Origin of the sequence: Prevotella pectinovora, from assembly GCF_041323955.1 — a bacterium.
GTDB classification, from domain to species: Bacteria; Bacteroidota; Bacteroidia; order Bacteroidales; family Bacteroidaceae; genus Prevotella; species Prevotella pectinovora.
The window spans coordinates 587,442-608,604 of the sequence record NZ_JBGLIV010000001.1; the positions used below are offsets into that span (position 1 = coordinate 587,442).

The following is a 21,163-nucleotide window of genomic DNA, read 5'->3' on the forward strand; positions in this document are numbered from 1 at the left end:
ACTGAAAAGCGAATGGCAAACGATAGGAACATAGTTCTGAAGAAAAACATACTGATGTCGGCGGTGCTGAAGATGGTGGGACTGGCAACGTCTCTCCTCATAGTGCCTATTACCATCGGCTATCTCGACAAGGAAGTCTATGGAGTATGGATGACCATGACGTCGGTATTGTTCTGGATAGGAACCTTCGACATCGGTCTGGGCAACGGAATGCGAAACTATCTCACCGAGGCAATCTCGAAGCAAGACTATTCGTTGGCCAGAAAATACATCTGCACCACATTCTCATTGCTCACCGTCATCGCCCTGGCATTGGGAGTGATAGGACTGCTGCCCTTGTCGCAGCTTGACTATTGCAGCTTCTTCAATACCCATGCTGTGAGCGGAGAAAGTCTTCGCAACGCCACGCTCGTGGCAATAGGTTTCACGCTCGGCAATTTCGTCTTGAAGAATGTGGGCTTCATCTTCGTTGCCATGCAGAAATATGCAGTCAACGACCTCCTCACCGTGTCGGGCAACGTCATCTCGATGGTGATAATATTCATACTTACCAAGGTGACGTCGGGCAATCTCATGTATGTCGTCCTTGCATACACGGCAACGACATGTGCAGTCTTTGCCCTTGCCACAATCCCCCTGTTCTTGCGGTATCCCGAACTCCGCCCCGCCGCCAACGACTTTGACAAGAGTCTCGGCAGACAGATTGTGGGCAAGGGAATGGGATTCTTTGTGATTCAGGTGAGCAGCTGTCTTGTCATTTTCGGTGCTGCCAACGTGTTCATAGCCCAGAACTGCGGACCGACGAATGTCACGACATACAACATCGCATACAAGTTTTTCAACCTTCTGATAATAGCCTATACCATCATCCTCTCACCAATGTGGAACGCCTATACCGACGCCTACGTGAAGGGAGACATGGCATGGATAAACGCCACTTTCAACAGAGCGTTGAAGTTCTGGGCGCTTTCCGTCGCCGGCGGAGTCTGCATGCTGGCAGTCTGCGGAGTGTTCTATCATCTGTGGGTTGGCGACAAAGTGGAGGTGCCGCTCTCCATCTCGCTGTGCACATTCGTATATGTGTGTGCCTTCAATCTCAACAACTGTGCCACGTATCTCATCAACGGACTCAACAAGATAAGAGTGCAGATACTGACATCCGTAGTCTTCACCATCCTTTATGTGGCGATGGTCAAGTTCACTGATATGGGACTGAGCGTAGAGAGTATAGTCCTGAGCATGGCAACATGCTATCTCGCCATGGCGCTTATACACATCTATCAGTGCCGCTTGCTGATCAGGCAGAAGGCAACGGGAATATGGGACAGATGACAATAAAAAGATAACAATAAAACAACAGATATAGTAGATGAGCAATAAGATAAGTGTAATCACCGTGGTCTACAATGATGTGAAGCACATCCGTGAGACGATGGAGAGCTTCTTCTCGCAGACGTGGGAAGAAAAGGAATATATCGTCATTGACGGTGGCAGCACTGACGGCACGGCAGAGGTGATAAAGGAGTATGCTGACCGTCTGGCATATTGGTGCTCAGAGAAAGACGCCGGTGTCTATGATGCCATGAACAAAGGCGTGCAGCATGCCAGCGGCGACTGGGTGAATATCCTGAACTGCGGCGACTATTATTTCTCAGACCATTCGCTTGCCGACGCCATCCGGAATTGTGATGCCGGGAATGCCGACATCATATATGGCGACAGCATGAAACTGCGCCAGGGGCACGTATTCCCGTTCCCCTCCTCAAGCAATGTGGCAGGTCTCGAATACAGACCAGTCTATCGTCACGGTTCATCACTCGTGAAAACGCAGATACACAAGGAAAACCTGTTCGCTCTTGACAAGAAGAAAGATTATGGTTTCGCTCTCGACTGGTATCTCATCTATACCCTATACAAGAAGAAATACAGGTTCGTCAGGACCGATGCCATAATAGAAGTCTTCGATGAAGAAGGAATGTCAAACCATCCCGTCAGGGGAGAATATCTGAACTACAAGATATCCATCAGCGACGGCTTCAGAATGGGTAAGCTCGTGAGCTTCCTGACAAAGGTGATGAAGATATGGTTTGTTGGAAGTCCCGTATATTCAGGAATGAGGAAATTCGTTCTCGGACCTCTCACCAATTCCATCCTGCCCAGCCTCCCGTGGTGTGTGCGCAGGTTTGCCATGAGAAAGCTCGGCATGAAGATAGGCAAAGGCACCTATGTGGACAGCCGCTGCTATATAATGAACCTCAACAAACTGTCTATAGGAAAGGATTCCCATATAAACCGCATGGTGACACTCGATGCCCGTGGTGGACTGACCATCGGCGACAGCGTGTCGGTGTCGCATGGAGTGATGATTATGACAGGCAGCCATGATGTGCAGTCACGCCATTTCCCGGTGAAGTTCTATCCCATCGAGATAGGCGACTTCGTCTGGATAGGTTGTGGAGCTATGGTTCTGCAGAATGTGAAGATAGGCAAGGGGGCAGTAGTTTCGGCAGGAGCCGTAGTCACCAAGGATGTCCCGCCATATACCATCGTCGGTGGAGTGCCGGCTAAGGTAATAGGCCACAGGACCGAAGACCTGGAATACCGCTGCACGCCATAAACAGGCAGGGGGTAGGACAGTAGACAATGATTAAGAAGTAAACGAAATACAAGATAAAATGTCAGATACAAAACACGTGAAGGAAATCGACGTGCTTTCGCTTTTGAAGAAAGTGGCGTCGAGGAAAAAGGAAATGATAATCTTCGTTTCTGTATTCTTTGTTATTGGAGTTATCGTGGCTTTGGAACAGCAGAAGAGATACACCTCTTATGTGGTGTTGGCTCCAGAGGCCACAAGTATGGGTATGTCGCAGAACCTCAGCGACATTGCCGGAGCCATAGGTATGGATATCGGTGGCGGTAAATCATCCGTCGATGCCATCTATCCCGACATCTATCCCGATGTCTTCGCATCCACAGACTTCGTGGTGAAGCTCTTCGATATTCCCGTCAAGGTGAAGGGACAGAAGAAGACATACTACAACCACATCCTGCAGGACACCAAGATACCATTCTGGGACTATCCCAAGTTGTGGCTCATCAAGATGTTCGGTAAGAAAGACACCATACCGAGCACCAATGTCGTTAACCCACATTGTCTGACAAAGATCCAGAGCGAGGTCTGCGAGGCAATAGTCGGAAGCATCGGTTGCCAGATCAACAAGGGTACCAATGTGATAACCCTTTCCGTTACCGACACCGACGCTCGTGTGGCTGCCTGCATGGCAGACTCCGTGAAGACCAGACTGCAGAACTACATCACGCTCTACCGTACGAAGAAGGCAAGACAAGACCTGGCTTACTCACAGCAGATCAATGCCGAGGCAAAGGCAGCCTATGAGAAGTCGCGTCAGAAATATGCATCATTCGCCGATGCCAACTCAGAAGTCGTTCTCATGTCGTATCAGTCTAAACTCGAGGACCTGGAGAACGATATGCAGCTGAAGTTCAACAACTATTCGCAGACCGCCCAGCAGGTGCAGAAGGCACAGGCGAAGATACAGGAGAACACTCCGGCGTTCACCGTCATTCAGAATGCCACCGTGCCATTGAAGTCGTCGAGCATGCCGCGAACGCTTATGGTAATCATATTCGTGTTTGTAGGAGTTATAGCAGACGCCCTCTGGGTGTTGGTGTTGAGTCAGGCTTTTGGCAAGAAGAAATAAAGAAAGGTAATACATATAGATGGAGTTCGCTTATCCTTATCTGCTGTTGGTCATGATCTATGGTTCTCTTGCCGTATATGCCCATTTCAACAGCGAGTCACAAATGAAGACAATGTGTGTGAACATATTGTCAGTTGTCGTATTTGTGTTCTTCTTCGGACTCAGAGGATTCGTGGCCTACGACTGGACCTCATATTATCCCGAGTATCAGAGTCTGACCGACCTGCGCACCTTGTTCACGCTTCCGTTGAACAAATGGACGTGGGAGCCGGGCTTCATGATATTCGGAGTGATATGCAAGACCATATATCCCAACTATTTTTTCTTCCAGTTTCTGTGTATCTTGATAAACGTTACATTGCTGATGATGTTCTTCAGGCGATATGTCAGCAACATACCGCTTGCGTTTATGATCATGCTGGTGATGAGCGGTTTCGAGATAAACATCAATCTGGTGCGCAACTCCATATCCATATTGCTGTTCGTCAATGCCATCGTGTTCATTGAGAAGAAGCAGTTCCTGCCCTTTTTGCTCCTTTGCTTGTTAGGCTTCACGTTCCATAGTTCGTCATTGGCATACATACCGATGTATTTCATCATCAACAGAAAGTTCAACAAATACATAATGATGGCGATATTCGCCGTTGCCAATGTGATATACCTCTTCCATATCCCCATCCTGAAGTCGTTGATACTCCTGGTGGTAGACTATATCATGCCGTCTACCAAACTCTGGGTGGAGGCATATCTCAGCATGGACCTCAGCACGGGCTCCGTGTTGAGTATCGGCTATCTCGAGCGACTGCTCACCGGAATACTTCTGTTCTGCTATATCGACAAGCTCAGAGAAGTCCGCAACGGCAACAACATCTTCGTGAACAGTATGCTCTTCTATCTGTGCACATTCCTGTTTCTCAGTGAGTTCCGCACGATAAGTCTCCGCTGTTCCTATCTTTTCATCTATGCATACTGGATAGTATGGATAGACCTGATAAAGTGCTTTACCTATCGCAACAACAAGATACTGTATCTGTCGTTCGTGGCGTTGTACAGTCTGCTGAAAGTATATTTCCTTAATACCACCGCCATGTCGGAGTATTACAACATCACCATAGAGAACAAGCCATACAACGAGAGGCTCATCCATTTCAGACAACATTTCAACGACGTTAAATAAAAAGACATACCATGAAAGGAAAAGTATTGTTCATAGATTACGTATACATGAAGGGACACGTCAACTTCAATCGTATCCATATCGACGCCATCCGCTCGGCAGGCTACGATGTGAAGATAGTGTTGCATTCAGACATAGCTTCCCAACTCGATTATCCTGACAGCGATTACGTTGCCAAGCTGCCCCGCTTCCTGAATATGCGCGGCAAGAGAGCCGTTCTCAACCGCATTATATTCACTGTCACCCTGCTGTATCTGAAATTCAAGATACGCTTCTCAGATTACACTTATGTAGTGGTGTCGAGTTGCGATGAGGTCACTTTGGGTCTGTTGCCCCTTTGCCGTAATATGTATATAATATGTCATAACACCGGCACCGTGGCATCCAGGGTGAAACTATTCTTTCTCAAGCGTCTGGCGCGCCACAACACCTTCGTTGTGTTCGACGACTATATGAAGAAACCGTTGCTTGAGAATGGCATAACAAATGTTGCCGTGGTGTCACACGGCTGCGTCAGTCCGTTTGATGAAAGCCATGCCGATACCAGCCTTCCCGAATACTTTTCCACTTTCAGGAAAGTGGTGTTCCATCCCTCTTCAAAGGCAGACGACACCTTTGTGAATTCGCTCGTAAGCAGTAGCGAACTTGCAGATTTCCTTGCCCGGAACGATGTGCTGCTGCTCATTCATGGCGACAAGAAAGAAGGCGAGAAATATCCCGACAACGTGCGCTTCATTTCAGGCTTCCTGCCAACGGCGCTCTATCGGGAGATATTCCTCCGTTCAGACATCGTGCTCCTTGCCTATCCCTCATCCTTCCAGAATCAGGTCAGTGGAGTGAGCTTCGAGTGTGTGGCAAACAGGAAGAACATGCTTGTGCTTGAGCATCCCGCCCTGCATTACTGCCGTGACTTCTATAACTACGATCCGATATTCTCCTCTACCGGCGAACTGATAGAGAAGATGCGGGCGCTGACAGGCGACAACGGTCTGCATTGTGTGGCAACCCCGGAATCGCTGACTCCAGACTATCTTAAAATCTTTGGATAATGGAAATATCTGTTATAATACCTACATACAAGCCCAGAGAATACATCTCCGACTGCCTCCGTTCTTTGGAGGAGCAGGATTTCCCCGTTTCCGATTATGAGGTGATAATCGTACTCAATGGCTGCGACATGCCATACCGGTCGATGCTCGAAGACATCATCACCGACAATGGTTATGTCAATGTGAGAGTCATTCAGACCGACGAGCCGGGTGTGTCGAACGCCAGAAATATCGGTATAGACAATGCAAAAGGCAAATATCTGCTCTTCATCGACGACGACGACTGGGTGGCAGGCAACGGCTATCTGTCGAGCATGCATGCCATGACGGATTTGCATACGGTGGTTGCCTGCAATTTTTATCTCATTGATGACAAGACCCGTGAGCACCTGCCGTATTTCCTCACATCAGCCTACAAGCGATGCATGGAATGCCCCAAGCTGACATTGTTCAATTCGCGGAGCTTCCTGTCCACGGTAACAGGGAAACTCATACCCAGAGATGTGATAGGAGACAGGCGGTTTGACACGAAGCACAAGCTCGGTGAAGACGCCCTGTTCATGTTCATCGTGTCCGACAGGATTTCCAGAATGGAGATTGTCCACAATGCCGACACCGTATATAACGTGAGGGCAAGAGAGAATTCCGCTACCCGTGCACGCCATCGGTATTCGGAAAGAATTGCCGTGGCGATGAGGCTTACGTGTAGCTATATGGGGGCATATCTGAAAAAGCCGCTGAAATACGACTTCCTTCTGTTTGCATCGAGGGTCTATGCCACGATAAGCAAGCTGCGTAAAAAAGTATATGAATAGAAAATAACTGATATCGTATGAAATACTGCATATTGACACCACGCTTCCCCTTTCCCGAAAATGGCGGAGACGTGTTGAGAATTAACAATATAGCCAAATATCTGAAGTCTGCCGGTCATGAGCTGGTCCTCGTGTCCTTCTGTGAGGGCAATCCTGACATGGCAGCCGCAAAGACCCTGTATGACAAGATATACGTAGTAAAGCGCAAGAAGACCAACTCCATGCTCTACTCGCTTGGGTATATGCTGAGCGGTCGCCCCATACAGTGTGGCTACTACTACTCTCGGGAATACTCAAAGCTGCTGGGGATGGTAATCAGCAAAGAGAAACCAGACCGTTTCGTCAGCCATCTGCTCAGGATGGTGCCATACCTCACCCAGCATGGCGTGGAGTCTCAATCCATCGTGGAGATGACCGATGCCTTGTCGAAGACCTATACTCTGTCTTCCGGTTTCAAGGGCATGTCGCTGAAGAAGGTTATTTACGCCATCGAGCGCAAGCTTATCCGAAGATATGAGCACTTTGTGATGAATAAATTCCCGAAGGTTGTACTCGTTTCACAGGCAGACATCGACTATCTCTCTGCCGGGGACGACAAGCATTCGCTGGCATTATACACCAATGGCGTGGAGTGTATGGACGAGATACCCGATTCCTACGACCATGACAAGATCTGCTTTGTAGGCAATATGCGAACCCTGCAGAACCAGGATGCGGTGTTGCATTTCGTAAACGACATCTTCCCGCTGATTCTGAAGAAGAAACCCGGAGCCAGATTCTATATCGTAGGGGCAGAGCCGCCGAGAAACATCATGGCGCTGTCTGAAAAATCCGAGAATATCGTGGTGACAGGATTTGTAGACGTCCTTTCAGATGCCGTTAAGGATTCATGCGTGGCTGTGGCGCCGGTGCAGATTGCCGCCGGCATTCAGAACAAGGTGCTTGTGGCTATGGGTATGGGAGTGCCGGTGGTGATGTCGTCGCTCATTTCAAAGGCAATTCCCGAACTTGAAAGTGGCACCAACTGCATCATCGAAGATGCCGACCAAGCCTTTGCCGACGCTTGCCTGAGGATGATGGACAACGAAGCCGACCGCAACCGCATTTCCCGTTCAGGCTATGATACCGTAAGGAAATACTATTCATGGCAGGAGAAACTCTCCGGCTACGATCATTTGAATGCTGACTAATCTTCCACAAGCGGTCATCAAACTGTTACTCTTGCCTAAGCATGGCATAGAAAAATGCTCCATGTTCCGTTATTTGGAATTATGGAGCATTTTTGCAAATTATGGAGTCTTATATTGTTTTAGAATCCCTTGAATGTCAGTTTCAGCGTTTCCGACTGCAACACCATTTTACTTCCGGTCAATTTTAATACCTGGAAATTCTCCTCCAGCTTGTTTATGCCGTATGGTGCCAGCAGGGTAGGGTCGGAGAGAGGCACGTCGCCGTTTTCGCGGTCGTAGACGTATGGTGTGTGCAGCGTGAGCTGCGTGTTTGTCTGGTTGAAGCGCATCAGAATCTTCGCTAGCTTCTCGTTTTTGTCATCCGCCTGCATCAGTTTGTTTTGGAATGCCCAGAATAACTTTTCATTCTTCAGGTCGAGCACTCCGCCAGTGGCAATCGTGTCCACACGGGTCAAATGCCACATACCGTTGAAATCTCCGGCAGCCGATGAAGTCTCTATGTCGCATGAGGCGAGAGTCATCGTGGTAAGTATCGTTGTGGCGGCTATGAGGATGCCGCATATTGTCTTTCTCATTTCTTTTCTTTTTTCGTTTTTTGTTCCCCTTGTAGATTATCGGTGAAGTTATAGTGACAGTGTCTACAGGCTGAAACTGCCCCTCTTGGCGATGGTCAGCTGGAAACCGTAGTTGTTGCCCAGTATTCCACCGAAGTCCATGGCATAACCGCCTTTCACGCTCCAGTTGCGAAGCAGAGACCTTGTGAATTTGTATTCACCCTCAACGAGGAAACTGATATTGTGGCGTAAGTCGTTGTAAGGACTGCCATAGGTCCCCAATCCCTCCTGATAAGTGGCAAGCACACGGTATCGTGTGTTGTCGCTGGGACGGCCGTCGAATCCCAGATGGAAAGCCATGAAACGGTTGTCCTGCACAAAGATGCTTCCATTCTGGTTGTAGATTGGCGAGCGGAAGAGAGGGTTTCCCATCACCTGTCCCCAGTGCTGCCATCCAGGATAGATGTTGTGGTTGTAGTAATTGTCGGTGCCGCCGATATGGTCGGGAATAGTCGTCGTATGGTCGTGGTATATAGGTCCGCTTTGATATTTTGTGTAGATATATTCCACCACGATGTTTCTCAGCCATGTACCGTATTTCATGTTGAGGTCGAAACCTATCATCCAGTCTTTGAAGTCGTAGAGCACGTAGCGTCTCTTCTTCTTCACCTGCCATTCCTCACCGCTTCCGTAACCATCGTAGTCGAGTTGGAACATCGCCGAGTGGTCTTCAAAGAATTTGTCTACGTAGAGTCCCGCTTTCCAAAGGTCTTTCTCCAAGTTCAGTCGCATCATCCAGCTGCCCAGCTGGTTGCCTTCTGCATTTTTGTAGTTTTCGCCATCGGTGATGTCTTTGCCTCCCGGCACGAAAGCGTTCCAATAACCTTTCAGACTCGTGTTACCGTTTATCACCGACACCGTTCCGTCACCGTTAGGCAGATACGATTTTCCGCCGAACTGCGATGCCATCTCCAGTCCCAGTTCCAGCGAGAGAGGGTGCATATACGGGTCGCTTCCTATTCTGATGAATCCTGCCTTGGAGTGATATAACACGTTGTCGGCATATCTGCTCCGCTTGCTGGTGAATTCGTGCTGCCATGAGTCGTCGGTCATTATTCCGTAAGCCACATGACCTTTCAGCTGCACCCATCCGCCAGTGAACGGCACCTTCCAGTAGTCTTCGAGCGCCAACCTCACCTGTGGTACGGGTCGGGCGTTTATGCCCAAAGTCTGCGAACCGCTGCTGAGCCTGTTGTCCTTCAGGTTCATCGGCCTTTCCTTTGCTCCTATGGAGAGAGTGCCATGCAGCCATCGTCCCTCCACGTATGCCTGTTGCAATACCACGTTGCTCGTATAGTTGAATGGCACGGCGGCGTCAATGCCGAATCCGTATCCCCATTTCTTTTCCATGTCGTTGCCGATGTTTCTCTGCAGCGATCCTCTGATGTAGCCGTTGTTCTCGTCGAGCGACGACAATCCGTATTTGTTGGCGTTCAGCCATAGTGGGGTCTTGCCGTGTGAGAAGCTTCCCTGGGCCTCAGCCGAATATTCAAATTCCCCTTTCTTCTGTAGCGTGGTGGTTTCGTCGTCGTAATTGCCGTTGTCTTGAGCCGTAGCGTTTAGTGTCGCTGCGGAAATCAAGGCAAGTAGAAATACCTTCTTCTGATTCATAAATGTTTTGATGTTTGTGTCTATTGTTGCATCAGTCTTTCGATGAATTTGCACACCATGTCGATACCCTTCACGTTCTCTCCGCCCTGAGGGATTATTACGTCGGCATACCTCTTTGTGGGTTCGATGAACTGTTCGTGCATAGGTTTAAGCACTTCGAGATAACGGTCTACCACCATCTTCACGTCGCGTCCACGCTCCACGATGTCCCTTTGTATGTTGCGTATCAGTCGCTCGTCGGAGTCGGCGTCAACGAATATCTTCAGGTCCATCATGTCTCTCAGCTTCTTGTTTAGCAGCGTCATGATGCCCTCGATGATTATCACAGGCTTTGGTTCCACATGGATGGTCTCCGGCAGACGGTTGCATTTGATATACGAGTATGTGGGCTGTTCGATGGCGTTTCCCTTGCGCAGTTCGTTCACCTGCTTGATGAGCAGTTTCCAGTCAAAGGCGTCGGGATGGTCGAAGTTTATGGCATGTCGTTCCTCCTCCGTCATCTCCGTCGTATCGTTGTAATATGAGTCAAGCGGTACCACCGCAACATAGTGTGGAGGCAGAGCTTCCACGATTTTCTTTACCACGGTGGTCTTGCCAGAGCCCGTACCACCAGCTATGCCGATTATTGTCATATATTCTGTTTTGATGTTTGCTATTTTCTTATCAGGACCTTGCGGTATTGTTCCGCTTTCTTCTCCAGTTTCATGGGGTAGGCTCTCGAACTGCTTGGCATGCGGAAGAGAGTCATCCTCTTGCCGTTGTTCAGAAACTCTACCGATGTGCCAACTTTAGGGACGGGGCAGCCGAAATGCGTGGCGAATACCGTAGTGGCCTTCTCTCCTGTCGTCACCACCGTGGTGCAGTGGGGGAGTCTTTCCAGAAGCGAGTCGAGATCAGTTGGTGTCACAATCTCCAGATCCTTGTCAGAAGCCGTGTTCTTCGTGCGTCTCACGGCACACGCCGTGTCGTATAGCGCCACGCCCTCTTTGGTGAGGAATTCCACTATCTGCTCTTTTCTGAACCTCTTCCTCTCCGTGTCCACGAAATGGTCTTTGTCGTCGAAAAACAGTAGCCCAAAGATTCTCCACATGTCGTTTATGAAGTTAGGATAGAAGAAATCCATGCTCCATCGCTGTTTTGATGGCGGAAAACTTCCAAGCATCAGCAGCCAGGCATTCTTGGGCAGGAAAGGCTCGAGTGGATGGCATTCTACAGGAATGTTGGCGGATGATGCCCCGGTGTCGGCACCCGCCAATCCGCCAGTCCCTCCGTTCTTCCCCATGGTAGTGGGCAGACTTGTTTTGCTTTCAGTTTTTTCGTTTGATTTCATAAAGACTTACTGTGATATAGTCTTGAACCTCGGTATTACCCATTTTGCCTTGGTTCCCTCAAATTAAGATCTATTCCATATCCCTATTTCTGCTCTTTTACCAGATACACGACTACCGGCAGGTGGTCGCTGTATCCGTCGAGCCATACGCCGCCGGCATGAGTACGCTTTGGAGCACCCTTGTATTTCCCTTCGGTCTGGAACAGGTAGTCGCGGCGGAAAATCTGGTTCTTGAAGAATTTCAGTGTAGAGAAATCCTTTGCTCCCTTTTTGTTCAGCAGGTTAGGAGTCATTACAATCTGGTCGAAGAGGTTCCACGAACCTCCATAGGTCAATGTTCCCAATCCCTCTTTCACCAGTATGTTGTACCATGGGTTATACATCTCGCCTTTGCCCACCTCGTCGATGTCTGGTTTGCATCCCAGAGCCTCCGTCATGCTGGCGTTTGTGGGGTCGTCGTTCATGTCGCCCATCACGAATACCTTCACCTTTGGGTCTTCTCTGAGCAGCGAGTCCTTCAGCGCTCTCACCTGGCGGCCGCCCGATTCACGATAGAAAGGTTTAGCCGCCCGGCTCGGCCAGTGACACACCACGAATGCCACATGCTCGCCGGCCATCTCTCCGCTCACGGTCAGGAATCCGCGGGTCAGAAACGCACTGTCCTTCTCCAGTTCCTGCACGTATGGCACGAGCTTCGTGCTCCAAACCTTGAAGAGCTGCGGATTGTAGAGCAGCGCACAGTCGATGCCACGGCGGTCCGGACCCTCTATATGTACGTATTTATAGCCACGTGCCTTCAGCGGTTCCTGTGCCGTGAGGTCGTCGAGCGCCTTGCTGTTCTCCACCTCGCTCAGTCCAATCACGGCGCATCCCACGTTCTTAGGCAGCACGTCGGTGCCCATGTCGGCAAGAGCCCTCGCCATGTTCTTCAGCTTGTGAGAATATTTCAGCCCGTTCCAGCGGTAAGACCCCGTAGGAAGGAAGTCGTAGTCTCTTTTGCCTTCGTCGTGGCAAGTATCGAAGAGATTCTCCTGGTTGTAGAATCCCACTCCGTAGCACAAATACTTTTTCTCATTTTGCGACATTGCGCCGATAGACACCATGCACAGCACTAATATCGGCAAGAAACTGATTCTTTTCATTTTCATATTGTTATAAATATTTTGTTTTTCTATACTGCCTGTCTGACAATTATCCACGTCTTTGTAATCAAAGACAAAGGTATGAATTATTTTCCATTATTTTGGCATTGCGATATTAAATGTTTGTAACATCCCGTATTTTTATCTTGTAATGTTTGTCGCTTAGTCAAAAAAGCGTTAACTTTGTGGCATACAAACATAACACTTATTTATGAAGCAGAAGAATCTGAAATTAGCCGTGATGGCATTGTGCTCCGCTTCTATGGCCCAGGCCCAGACAGTAGGTACTGACTCCATAGGACAGCGTGGCGCCGCTCTCAGTGAGTCGGCTTTCACGTTTACGGAGGCACAGCTCGGAGAAGACGATGATATGTCGCAGAACGTTACCATCGTCAATTCCAACTCCAACATGTATGCGAGTGAGGTTGGATTCCTCTTCTCGCCGGTGCGTTTCCGTTATCGTGCGTTCGACCAGAAGTATAACGATGTTTATATCAACGGACTGCCGATGAACGACATGGAGACGGGGCAGTTCCGCTATTCCCTCGTTGGCGGACTCAACCAGCAGACAAAGAACCAGGAGTTCGCCCTTCCGTTTGAAACCAACAATTTTGCCATGACGGGGATGGCAGGTTCAAACAACTATAACTTCCGTCCGGCAAGCATGCCGGCAGGCCACAGGATAACGCTCTCCGGAGCCAATCGCAGTTATACGTTGCGAGGCATGTACACCTTCAATACCGGACTCAGCAACCGTGGTTGGGCATTCTCAGGAAACCTCACATACCGCTGGGCGAACGAAGGATACGTGGAGGGGACGTTCTATAACTCCCTCTCTTACTTCCTCGGAGTGCAGAAGGTGTTCGGTGACGGAAGCCACTCTCTCTCGCTCACCACATGGGGCAACCCTACGGAGCGCGCCTCTCAGGGAGCCGGTACTGACGAGATGTACTGGATGGCAAACGACAGATACTACAACCCATACTGGGGATACCAGAACGGCAAAAAGCGCAACTCACGAGTAGTCAACGACTTTGCGCCGACAGCTCTGCTCACATGGGACTGGAAAATCTCCGACAACGACAAGCTGACGACTTCGCTCATGGGCAAGTACAGCATGTATAAGAGCACGAAGCTGAACTACAACAACGCCGACAACCCTCATCCAAACTACTGGAAGAATATGCCGAGCAGCTATTTCGATATCTGGGACGACACCAATACCTCATACCGGAACAGCGATGCGCTCGCCAACTGGCAGTCGGCATACGATTTCTGGAGCGGACCTAAGGCAAACCGCCAGATAAACTGGGACCAGCTGTATTATGCCAACAAACAGGCATCGGCACAGGGACAGGATGCCATGTATTATCTGCAGGCAAAGCACAATGATGCGCTGACAATCGCATTGGCTTCAACTTTCAACAAGCAGATAGACAAAGACAAGGCATGGAACATCGGCATTGTGGGAGCTACCAACAAGGGCATGCACTACCAGACGATGGAGGATATGCTCGGAGCAACGACATTCCACAACGTGAACACCTATGCCATCGGCACCTATTCGCCAGATGCCGACGAGGTGCAGTATGACCTCAACAACCGCAACGGCCTCGTGGGAAAAGACGACAAGTTCGGTTACAACTATAACCTGCTCGTGAACAACGGCAAACTGTGGACAAGCTACTCGGAGAACTTCGGCAACCTGCACTATGTAATCGCCGGTAAACTGGGATATACATCCATGCAGCGTGACGGAAAGATGCGCAACGGTCTCGCCAAGGACAACTCTTACGGCAAGAGCCACACGGCACAGTTCATTGACGGCGGAATGAAATTCGGAGCCAACGTTAATCTGGGCCGTGGCAACACCTTTACCCTCGGACTCGGATATGAGCACCGTGCTCCGCAGGCAAAGGCGGCCTTCATATCACCGGAGATAAACAACGACTTCGTGCGCAACCTCAAGAACGAGCGCGTATTCAGTTCAGAAATCGGATACCAGTTCCAGACCTCTTGGCTGCACGCCAACATCAACGCATACTACAGCTACCTCACCAACGTGAGCGACTGGCAGAACTTCTATATGGACGACGTGAACTCATTCACATACGTGTCGCTCACAAACATGAAGAAGGCATACTATGGCGTTGAGGCAGGATTGAAATTCCGTGTTACAAGCGCCTTCGACGTAAAACTCGTCGGACAGATAAGCGACGCCAAGATTCTCAACGACGCCTATCTCGAGTATATGCGCTCGCAGAATGCCGTGGTATATGGTGATGTGGCAGACGGACTCGTTGAAGACCATATATATAATAAAGGTATGCGCGACAACGGCACACCGCTCACGGCAGCAAGCCTCGGACTCAGCTATCACAGCGGCGGATGGTTCATCGACCTCAATGCCAACTACTACGACCGCATCTATCTCTCATACTCTCCTAACTACAGATATGAGTCAGCATGCAAAGTGCGTGGCGACATCCTAAACAACCAGCCGGTGCGCAGCGAACTCTCACAGGCTAAGGGACACGGCGGATTCATGATAGACGGTTCTATCGGAAGAAGCATATACCTGAAGCGCGGATCGCTCTCAATCAACCTCACCGTGACGAACATCCTGAACAATACCAACATCGTGACCGGAGGATACGAACAGAGCAGAAGCGACTACAGCACACCGAAGGCCGACGGAACGGCAACGACACGTGCATACAAGTTCTCTAAGAATCCAATGAAGTTCTATGCCTATGGCACCAACGGACTCCTCAATATCGCGTATAAATTCTAAAAAACTCTCATGACAATGAAAAAGACGAAATATATAAAATTCCTCGTTGCGGCAATGCTCCTCGGCGGACTTGCCACTTCTTGCATGGACGACGACTGGAACGACCCGACCGGCGAGGTGGCTCCATATGGCAACAACGACATCGTAGAGGACGATGCCAAGATGATATCCATAAAAGAACTGAAGGCAAAGACAGTAGACCTCATCCCCTCATCACAGGCAAACGACACCGTGCGCATCACGGAAGACTGGCAGTTGAAGGTGCGTGTGACCGGAAACGACATTCAGGGAAACATCTACAACCAGATTGCCGTGCAGGACGAGAGCGGAGAGGGACTCCTCATCTGCATACAGAAGGGCGGACTCTTCGGATTCCTGCCTGTAGGACAGGAAATCCTCGTAAACCTCAAGGGACTCTATATCGGCATCTATGGCAACAACGTGCAGATTGGTGTGCCATATACGAATACCAGCGGCAGGACATTCCCAAGCCGTATGAACATCAACGTGTGGAACGAGCACTTCAAGATTCTCGGTGCGGCAGACGCTTCAAAGGTGGTGCCGGAGAAGTTTGATACTGAATTGCTCTTAAATTATTTGAGTAAGAATTATAAAGTGTATAAGGATGAGAATAATGTCCCATTTAAAGAATTTGAGCAATTAGAGAAAAAGTATATTGACTACGTGAAATCTCATCGTGGAAAGCTGATGACACTGGAAAACGTGGAGATGGATGGCGCTGACGGCAAACTGGCATGGGCGCCGGAGGCTGACAAGGACGCCGGAAACGGAGTGAGCCGCACGGTGAAAATCAACGGCAAGGCACAGAGTCTGATGGTAGTGCGCAGCAGCACATACGCCGACTTCGCTGCCAAGGCGATGCCTACGGGAAAGGTGAACCTCACCGGTATCTTCACCGTATACGCCACAAATCCTTCAAAATATGGCTACACCTGGCAGATTCTCCTTCGTTCAGACAGCGACATCGAGGAGGTGAAATAAGCAAGGCTGAGAATTCAATAAAATGTAACAAAACTATAAAAAAGAAATACAATGAAAAAGATATTATATTCAGTAATGGCGATGGCTGCCCTGACATTCTCATTCGCATCGCTGACAAGCTGTGAAGACGTTCCTGCACCGTATGAAATGCCGGACGTAACACCTGATGAACCTTCAAGTCCGGAAATGGAGCCGGCAGGTACCGGTACACAGGCAGATCCGTACAACGTGGCTGCTGCCATCAAGTATATTGACAATGGTGGCGCCGAGGACAAGGACGTCTATGTAAAGGGTAAGGTAGTGTCAGTACAGTCTGGCAGTTTCGACCCGAGCTACGGCAGTCTCAAATACTACATCTCCGACGACGGTACAGCAACAAACCAGTTCCTCGTTTTCAACGGATATGCAGGGCCAAACCGAACCAAGTTCTCTGGCGAGGACGCTCTCAAGCCAGGCGATGAGGTAGTGATATGCGGTAAGCTTGTGAACTACTACGGAACAAAGGAATTCACTACCGGAAACTATATCGTTTCAATCAATGGCAATGGTGGCGGCGGTTCAGACCAGCCGGCAGCAGGTCAGCCAACCGGCGACGGTACAAAGGCAAACCCATTCAACAGCGTGGCTGCAAACCAGTATGCATCGTCTCTCGCTGCCGGCGTGGAGTCAGACAAGGACGTATATATCAAGGGAAAGGTGGTTTCAGTCAAGGAGCAGTATGGCACCCAGTTTGGCAATGCCACATTCTACATCTCCGACGATGGCAAGGCAGACAATCAGTTCTATGTGTTCCGTGCTCTTTATCTGAACAATGAGAAATACACCTCAGGCGCAACTCTCAATGTTGGTGACGAAGTGGTAGTATGCGGCAAGGTTGTCAACTATATGGGCAACACCCCAGAGACCGTTCAGGGCAAGGCTTATCTCGTTTCGCTCAAGAGCAACGGCGGCAGCGGTTCTGAAGGCGGCACTACCGGTGATGCGAGCGCTTCGAATGGCGACTTTGAGAACTGGACAAACGGTTTGCCAAATAACTGGAAGACTGCTTCTTCTGCAGGAAATGCAACACTCAGCCAGAGTACAGATGCTCACAGCGGAAAGTATTCTGTAAAGGTTGGTGGATCAAGTTCTGCCAACAAGCGCCTTGGTTACAAGGAGATAACTCTGAAGCCAGGTGAATATACTGTTACGTTCTATGCAAAAGCTGCAACATCTACAGGTGCCTCTGTTCGTCCTGGATATGTTCCGGTGAAAGATGGAGCAAACCCAACCGGAAGCGATTATAAATATGGTGACTATGTAAACGACATAACAGCCACGAAATGGGTGAAAGTCACATATACATTCACAATCGAAACAGAAGGTACTTACAGTGTTCTTGTAATGAATGCCAAAAAGCCAGGCGGAGATGTATTGATTGACGATTACACTTTGACAATGGGCTCTACCGTTATCATTAAATAAAACATTGACCTTATATATTCAGAATCCCATCATCCCTCCAGATGATGGGATTTTTCTAAGTTCTCCTAAATCTACAAAATACTTAAAATGGAAAACGACAAGGAGTTTATTCCACAGAAAGGAGGCTATCGTGATTTGATAGCATTTCAGAAGGCAACTTGCATATATGACATCACATATTATTTCGCACACAAATTCTTGGACAGGACTGACCGTACCGTAGACCAGATGATACAGGCTGCGCGCAGCGGCAGACAGAATATTGCCGAGGGCAGTGCGGCGGCAACCACCTCACGAGAAACGGAGCTGAAACTGACCAATGTGGCGAAAGCAAGTCTGCAAGAACTATTGCTGGATTATGAGGACTATCTCAGGCAAAACGGACTGGTACAGTGGGAAATATCAGATGTAAGAACTGTAAAGACGAGGGATATTTGTAAAAGACATAACGATACGGAATTTTATATGAAACAGATTCCGAGCCGTTCGGCTGAAACCATCGCAAATATTGCAATAATACTGATTCATCAAGCAGACACTCTCCTCAGACTGTTGATAGAGAGGCAAAAGGCGGATTTCCTGAAAAACGGTGGAATCAGGGAGGAAATGACGAGGGGCAGAATTGCTTATCGGCAACAGAATGGATGGAAGAAGTGAGAAAGTGAGGGAAATTATAGGAGAAATAGGAGAGATAGGACAAATAGGACTTATAGGATTAATAGCAAGGCTGTATTTGTCCTATTTGTCCTATCTGTCCTATCTGTCCTATCTGTCCTATAAGTCCTAAAACGTCCTATTTGTCTTAAAAAAGGCGTAGCCCCCTCATTTAGCCTGCTGGTTCAACATTTTTCCAAAATTTCTTGTCCATTCCACAAAAAAGCCTTACCTTTGCAGCCAAATGCTGAAAAGCATCGAAAATAATAAACAAATAAACAAACAATTTTAGATTAAAATGAAAAAAGGTATCCATCCAGAAAACTATCGCCCCGTCGTATTCAAGGATATGTCCAACGGCGATATGTTCCTTACACGTTCTACATGCAAGACTAACGATACAGTAGAATTTGAAGGAGAGACTTACCCAGTGGTAAAGGTCGAAATTTCAAGCACTTCTCACCCGTTCTATACTGGTAAGAGCAAGCTCGTTGACTCCGCAGGTCGTGTGGACAAGTTCATGAGCCGCTATGGAAAAGCCCGTAAATAATATATACTAAGATATATAATTATTCAGGAAGATATTAAAGTGTGTTCAAGCGTAGTTGCATATGCGCATGAACACACTTTTTGTTTGTATCCCAATCTGTCTTGCCCCCGAAACGGGCGTTACGCTGTTTTATGAGATGGGTTAAACCCATTTTGGGGAATAATCCTCTTGCTGCCGACAGTCAGCCAGAGGAAAAGCAAACTAAGACAATTCAAATCATTATGAAATTCATTATGAAGAACAGATTTCTTATTCGTGCTATGTATGCTGCGGCAGTTGCCCTTTTCTTCACGGCATGCGGCAGTGACAATGATGGTGGCGGTTCTTCACCGGCAAAAGAACCCAACGTAAACAGAAACACCGACTATACCGATGCTGCCGCGACAAGAACCGAAGTGCCGCATCTGCAGGGAGGCAACAGCCAGTTCATAGCCTATAGGGTGAGCGACAATACGTTCGACAAAGACGGAGTGAACTACTGTGTGGAGTGGGACCGCACTCTGAAGTCAAACCGCTGGACATGCTATGTGATGACCAAGCAGAACATAAAGAAGAATGTGCAGCGATGGTATGCCGCCGAAGGCGAGATGCAGTATCCTTTCGACGTTGTAAACCTGACAAATGACGATTATCACACTAAGAGCAACGGACAGGATTTGATATACGGATCAGGATTCGACCATGGACATCTCTGTCCGTCGAACGACCGTCTGTACAGCCTCGCCATAAACAAGCAGACGTTCTATCTCACCAATATGCAGCCGCAGTACAAGGTGTTCAACGGAAGCGACAAGAACTATAAGTACAAGGGTCTGTGGATAAACATGGAGCAGTTCCTGTATAACTTCGTGTCAGGAACAAAGTTCTCCTCCGGCGACTCCCTCTTCGTCTGCAAGGGCGGTACGATAGACAGCGAGAACCATATCCTGCAGCGTATCGGCGGCAAGATGATAGTTCCGAAGTATTTCTATGCTGCCGTGGTGTGGAAGCGTGCCAAACTCAACGTGTATTCCGGCCTCGCTTTCTGGTTTGAGCACACCAACGTATATCATGGCGACGATGCGCTGAAGGGATATGTCGTTTCCATCTCCGAACTGCAGAACAAACTTGGCAACAAGATAGACTTCTTCTGCAATCTGCCGGACAAGACTGAGGCGCAGGTAGAGAAAGTGGCAGCGACAATGGACTTCGGTTTATAAAAAATCGCAAATATTCCGCATTTATTTGGTGCCTTTTCATCAGAAATGCCTATTTTTGCAAATAGATTGGCGAGAATGCTTCTTCTGAAGCCTCTGCAAAGGAGATATTATAAGTCTGTAATCGTGGATTATCAATCTGTGGTAAGAGGATTGTCAGCCTGTAGGGGTATGGATTCCTCAACCTGTAATGCGCAGGGTATATCCTTGGCGCAGATGGCTCCGTGGCAGAAGGCGTCATTCTGACAAAAGAACAGGTTATTAAATCGGAAATATATTTTAAAACAAAAAACAAGAATAGAAATGAATACAGTATTTGACTTTTCGGTTAAGGACAGAAAAGGAAAGATGGTAGCTCTCAAGGAGTATGCCAACGAGGTATTACTGATTGTCAACACAGCCACTAAATGCGGATTCACTCCACAGTATGAAGAGTTGGAGAAGCTCTACGAGAAATATCACAGCCAGGGTTTTGAAATCCTCGACTTCCCCTGCAACCAGTTCGGACAGCAGGCGCCAGGAACCGATGAGTCTATCCATGAGTTCTGCAAATTGAATTTCGGCACAGAGTTCCCACGCTTCAAGAAGGTGAAGGTGAACGGTCCTGATGCCGATCCTCTATATAAATTCCTCACTTCGCAGAAGGGCTTCGCCGGATGGGACGAAAGTCATCCGTTGACAAAGGTTCTCGACGAGATGCTCTCACAGGCCGATCCCGACTACAAGTCAAAGGCAGACATCAAGTGGAACTTCACCAAATTCCTTGTAAACAAATACGGAATGGTGGTAGAGCGCTTCGAACCTACAGAGAATATGGAGAACGTCGAGAAGAAGATAGAAGAATTGTTGTAAA

The 21,163-nt window shown here is 48.6% G+C and carries 19 protein-coding genes; 14 read left to right on the forward strand and 5 right to left on the reverse strand.

Annotation, left to right across the window (positions count from 1 at the left end; all coding sequences use genetic code 11):
• Positions 1-12 precede the first annotated feature (12 nt).
• From ACDC99_RS02275 to ACDC99_RS02305, 7 genes are read left to right on the forward strand one after another with little or no spacing between them, the layout of a single operon-like run.
• Positions 13-1,332, forward strand: a complete 1,320-nt coding sequence (locus ACDC99_RS02275; protein WP_370755668.1) for a lipopolysaccharide biosynthesis protein — start codon at positions 13-15, stop codon at positions 1,330-1,332.
• Positions 1,333-1,369: 37 nt separating this feature from the next.
• Positions 1,370-2,617, forward strand: coding sequence for a glycosyltransferase (locus ACDC99_RS02280; protein ID WP_370755670.1), 1,248 nt, complete (start codon positions 1,370-1,372; stop codon positions 2,615-2,617).
• A 58-nt stretch (positions 2,618-2,675) separates the two neighbouring features.
• Positions 2,676-3,722 carry a Wzz/FepE/Etk N-terminal domain-containing protein gene (locus ACDC99_RS02285; RefSeq protein ID WP_370755672.1) on the forward strand — a complete coding sequence of 349 codons (1,047 nt, stop codon included), beginning with the start codon at positions 2,676-2,678 and terminating at the stop codon, positions 3,720-3,722.
• Positions 3,723-3,741: 19 nt separating this feature from the next.
• Positions 3,742-4,899: an EpsG family protein gene (locus tag ACDC99_RS02290; RefSeq protein WP_370755674.1), complete on the forward strand. Its 1,158-nt coding sequence runs from the start codon at positions 3,742-3,744 to the stop codon at positions 4,897-4,899.
• A gap of 11 nt (positions 4,900-4,910) precedes the next feature.
• A complete protein-coding gene (locus tag ACDC99_RS02295; protein WP_370755676.1) occupies positions 4,911-5,948 on the forward strand; it encodes a glycosyltransferase family protein in 1,038 nt (345 codons plus the stop codon).
• The gene (locus ACDC99_RS02300) at positions 5,948-6,763 is read left to right on the forward strand and encodes a glycosyltransferase family 2 protein (protein ID WP_370755678.1); all 816 of its coding nucleotides are present in this window, start codon (positions 5,948-5,950) and stop codon (positions 6,761-6,763) included. Before ACDC99_RS02295 ends, ACDC99_RS02300 begins: the two co-directional genes overlap by 1 nt.
• 17 nt (positions 6,764-6,780) lie before the next feature.
• Positions 6,781-7,953, forward strand: a complete 1,173-nt coding sequence (locus tag ACDC99_RS02305) for a glycosyltransferase family 4 protein (protein WP_370755679.1) — start codon at positions 6,781-6,783, stop codon at positions 7,951-7,953.
• 119 nt (positions 7,954-8,072) lie between these two features.
• On the opposite strand, the gene ACDC99_RS02310 is transcribed toward ACDC99_RS02305, so the two are convergent.
• From ACDC99_RS02310 to ACDC99_RS02330, 5 genes are all read right to left on the reverse strand, one after another.
• Complete coding sequence (locus ACDC99_RS02310; RefSeq protein WP_022316750.1) at positions 8,073-8,528, reverse strand: lipocalin-like domain-containing protein; 456 nt, start codon at positions 8,526-8,528, stop codon at positions 8,073-8,075.
• A gap of 63 nt (positions 8,529-8,591) precedes the next feature.
• Complete coding sequence (locus ACDC99_RS02315) at positions 8,592-10,178, reverse strand: capsule assembly Wzi family protein (RefSeq protein WP_044075255.1); 1,587 nt, start codon at positions 10,176-10,178, stop codon at positions 8,592-8,594.
• A 20-nt stretch (positions 10,179-10,198) separates the two neighbouring features.
• Positions 10,199-10,810, reverse strand: coding sequence for a uridine kinase (gene udk / locus ACDC99_RS02320; protein ID WP_022316752.1), 612 nt, complete (start codon positions 10,808-10,810; stop codon positions 10,199-10,201).
• Between the two features lie 20 nt (positions 10,811-10,830).
• Positions 10,831-11,340 carry a uracil-DNA glycosylase family protein gene (locus tag ACDC99_RS02325; protein WP_370756901.1) on the reverse strand — a complete coding sequence of 170 codons (510 nt, stop codon included), beginning with the start codon at positions 11,338-11,340 and terminating at the stop codon, positions 10,831-10,833.
• A 251-nt stretch (positions 11,341-11,591) separates the two neighbouring features.
• Positions 11,592-12,650, reverse strand: a complete 1,059-nt coding sequence (locus ACDC99_RS02330) for an endonuclease/exonuclease/phosphatase family protein (protein ID WP_462686419.1) — start codon at positions 12,648-12,650, stop codon at positions 11,592-11,594.
• Positions 12,651-12,861: 211 nt separating this feature from the next.
• Between ACDC99_RS02330 and ACDC99_RS02335 the strand changes: the two genes are divergently transcribed.
• From ACDC99_RS02335 to ACDC99_RS02365, 7 genes are all read left to right on the forward strand, one after another.
• Positions 12,862-15,444, forward strand: coding sequence for a TonB-dependent receptor (locus ACDC99_RS02335; RefSeq protein ID WP_308008414.1), 2,583 nt, complete (start codon positions 12,862-12,864; stop codon positions 15,442-15,444).
• A gap of 15 nt (positions 15,445-15,459) precedes the next feature.
• Positions 15,460-16,446 carry a DUF5689 domain-containing protein gene (locus tag ACDC99_RS02340; protein WP_302749889.1) on the forward strand — a complete coding sequence of 329 codons (987 nt, stop codon included), beginning with the start codon at positions 15,460-15,462 and terminating at the stop codon, positions 16,444-16,446.
• 51 nt (positions 16,447-16,497) lie between these two features.
• Positions 16,498-17,910 (forward strand): carbohydrate binding domain-containing protein, encoded by a 1,413-nt coding sequence (locus ACDC99_RS02345; RefSeq protein ID WP_278840235.1) that lies wholly within the window; start codon positions 16,498-16,500, stop codon positions 17,908-17,910.
• A gap of 87 nt (positions 17,911-17,997) precedes the next feature.
• Positions 17,998-18,567, forward strand: a complete 570-nt coding sequence (locus ACDC99_RS02350) for a four helix bundle suffix domain-containing protein (protein ID WP_370755685.1) — start codon at positions 17,998-18,000, stop codon at positions 18,565-18,567.
• Positions 18,568-18,862: 295 nt separating this feature from the next.
• Positions 18,863-19,114, forward strand: a complete 252-nt coding sequence (locus ACDC99_RS02355) for a type B 50S ribosomal protein L31 (RefSeq protein ID WP_022316759.1) — start codon at positions 18,863-18,865, stop codon at positions 19,112-19,114.
• 233 nt (positions 19,115-19,347) lie between these two features.
• Positions 19,348-20,313 carry a DNA/RNA non-specific endonuclease gene (locus tag ACDC99_RS02360; protein WP_370755687.1) on the forward strand — a complete coding sequence of 322 codons (966 nt, stop codon included), beginning with the start codon at positions 19,348-19,350 and terminating at the stop codon, positions 20,311-20,313.
• Between the two features lie 300 nt (positions 20,314-20,613).
• Positions 20,614-21,162: a glutathione peroxidase gene (locus ACDC99_RS02365; RefSeq protein WP_022316761.1), complete on the forward strand. Its 549-nt coding sequence runs from the start codon at positions 20,614-20,616 to the stop codon at positions 21,160-21,162.
• The last annotated feature ends 1 nt before the right edge of the window (position 21,163 follow it).

Coding starts and splice junctions, on each gene's coding strand:
- ACDC99_RS02275 (WP_370755668.1), top strand. CDS start 13: ATGGCAAACGATAGGAACATAGTTCTGAAGAAAAACATACTGATGTCG.
- ACDC99_RS02280 (WP_370755670.1), top strand. CDS start 1,370: ATGAGCAATAAGATAAGTGTAATCACCGTGGTCTACAATGATGTGAAG.
- ACDC99_RS02285 (WP_370755672.1), top strand. CDS start 2,676: ATGTCAGATACAAAACACGTGAAGGAAATCGACGTGCTTTCGCTTTTG.
- ACDC99_RS02290 (WP_370755674.1), top strand. CDS start 3,742: ATGGAGTTCGCTTATCCTTATCTGCTGTTGGTCATGATCTATGGTTCT.
- ACDC99_RS02295 (WP_370755676.1), top strand. CDS start 4,911: ATGAAAGGAAAAGTATTGTTCATAGATTACGTATACATGAAGGGACAC.
- ACDC99_RS02300 (WP_370755678.1), top strand. CDS start 5,948: ATGGAAATATCTGTTATAATACCTACATACAAGCCCAGAGAATACATC.
- ACDC99_RS02305 (WP_370755679.1), top strand. CDS start 6,781: ATGAAATACTGCATATTGACACCACGCTTCCCCTTTCCCGAAAATGGC.
- ACDC99_RS02310 (WP_022316750.1), bottom strand. CDS start 8,528: ATGAGAAAGACAATATGCGGCATCCTCATAGCCGCCACAACGATACTT.
- ACDC99_RS02315 (WP_044075255.1), bottom strand. CDS start 10,178: ATGAATCAGAAGAAGGTATTTCTACTTGCCTTGATTTCCGCAGCGACA.
- udk (WP_022316752.1), bottom strand. CDS start 10,810: ATGACAATAATCGGCATAGCTGGTGGTACGGGCTCTGGCAAGACCACC.
- ACDC99_RS02325 (WP_370756901.1), bottom strand. CDS start 11,340: ATGCTTGGAAGTTTTCCGCCATCAAAACAGCGATGGAGCATGGATTTC.
- ACDC99_RS02330 (WP_462686419.1), bottom strand. CDS start 12,650: ATGAAAAGAATCAGTTTCTTGCCGATATTAGTGCTGTGCATGGTGTCT.
- ACDC99_RS02335 (WP_308008414.1), top strand. CDS start 12,862: ATGAAGCAGAAGAATCTGAAATTAGCCGTGATGGCATTGTGCTCCGCT.
- ACDC99_RS02340 (WP_302749889.1), top strand. CDS start 15,460: ATGAAAAAGACGAAATATATAAAATTCCTCGTTGCGGCAATGCTCCTC.
- ACDC99_RS02345 (WP_278840235.1), top strand. CDS start 16,498: ATGAAAAAGATATTATATTCAGTAATGGCGATGGCTGCCCTGACATTC.
- ACDC99_RS02350 (WP_370755685.1), top strand. CDS start 17,998: ATGGAAAACGACAAGGAGTTTATTCCACAGAAAGGAGGCTATCGTGAT.
- ACDC99_RS02355 (WP_022316759.1), top strand. CDS start 18,863: ATGAAAAAAGGTATCCATCCAGAAAACTATCGCCCCGTCGTATTCAAG.
- ACDC99_RS02360 (WP_370755687.1), top strand. CDS start 19,348: ATGAAGAACAGATTTCTTATTCGTGCTATGTATGCTGCGGCAGTTGCC.
- ACDC99_RS02365 (WP_022316761.1), top strand. CDS start 20,614: ATGAATACAGTATTTGACTTTTCGGTTAAGGACAGAAAAGGAAAGATG.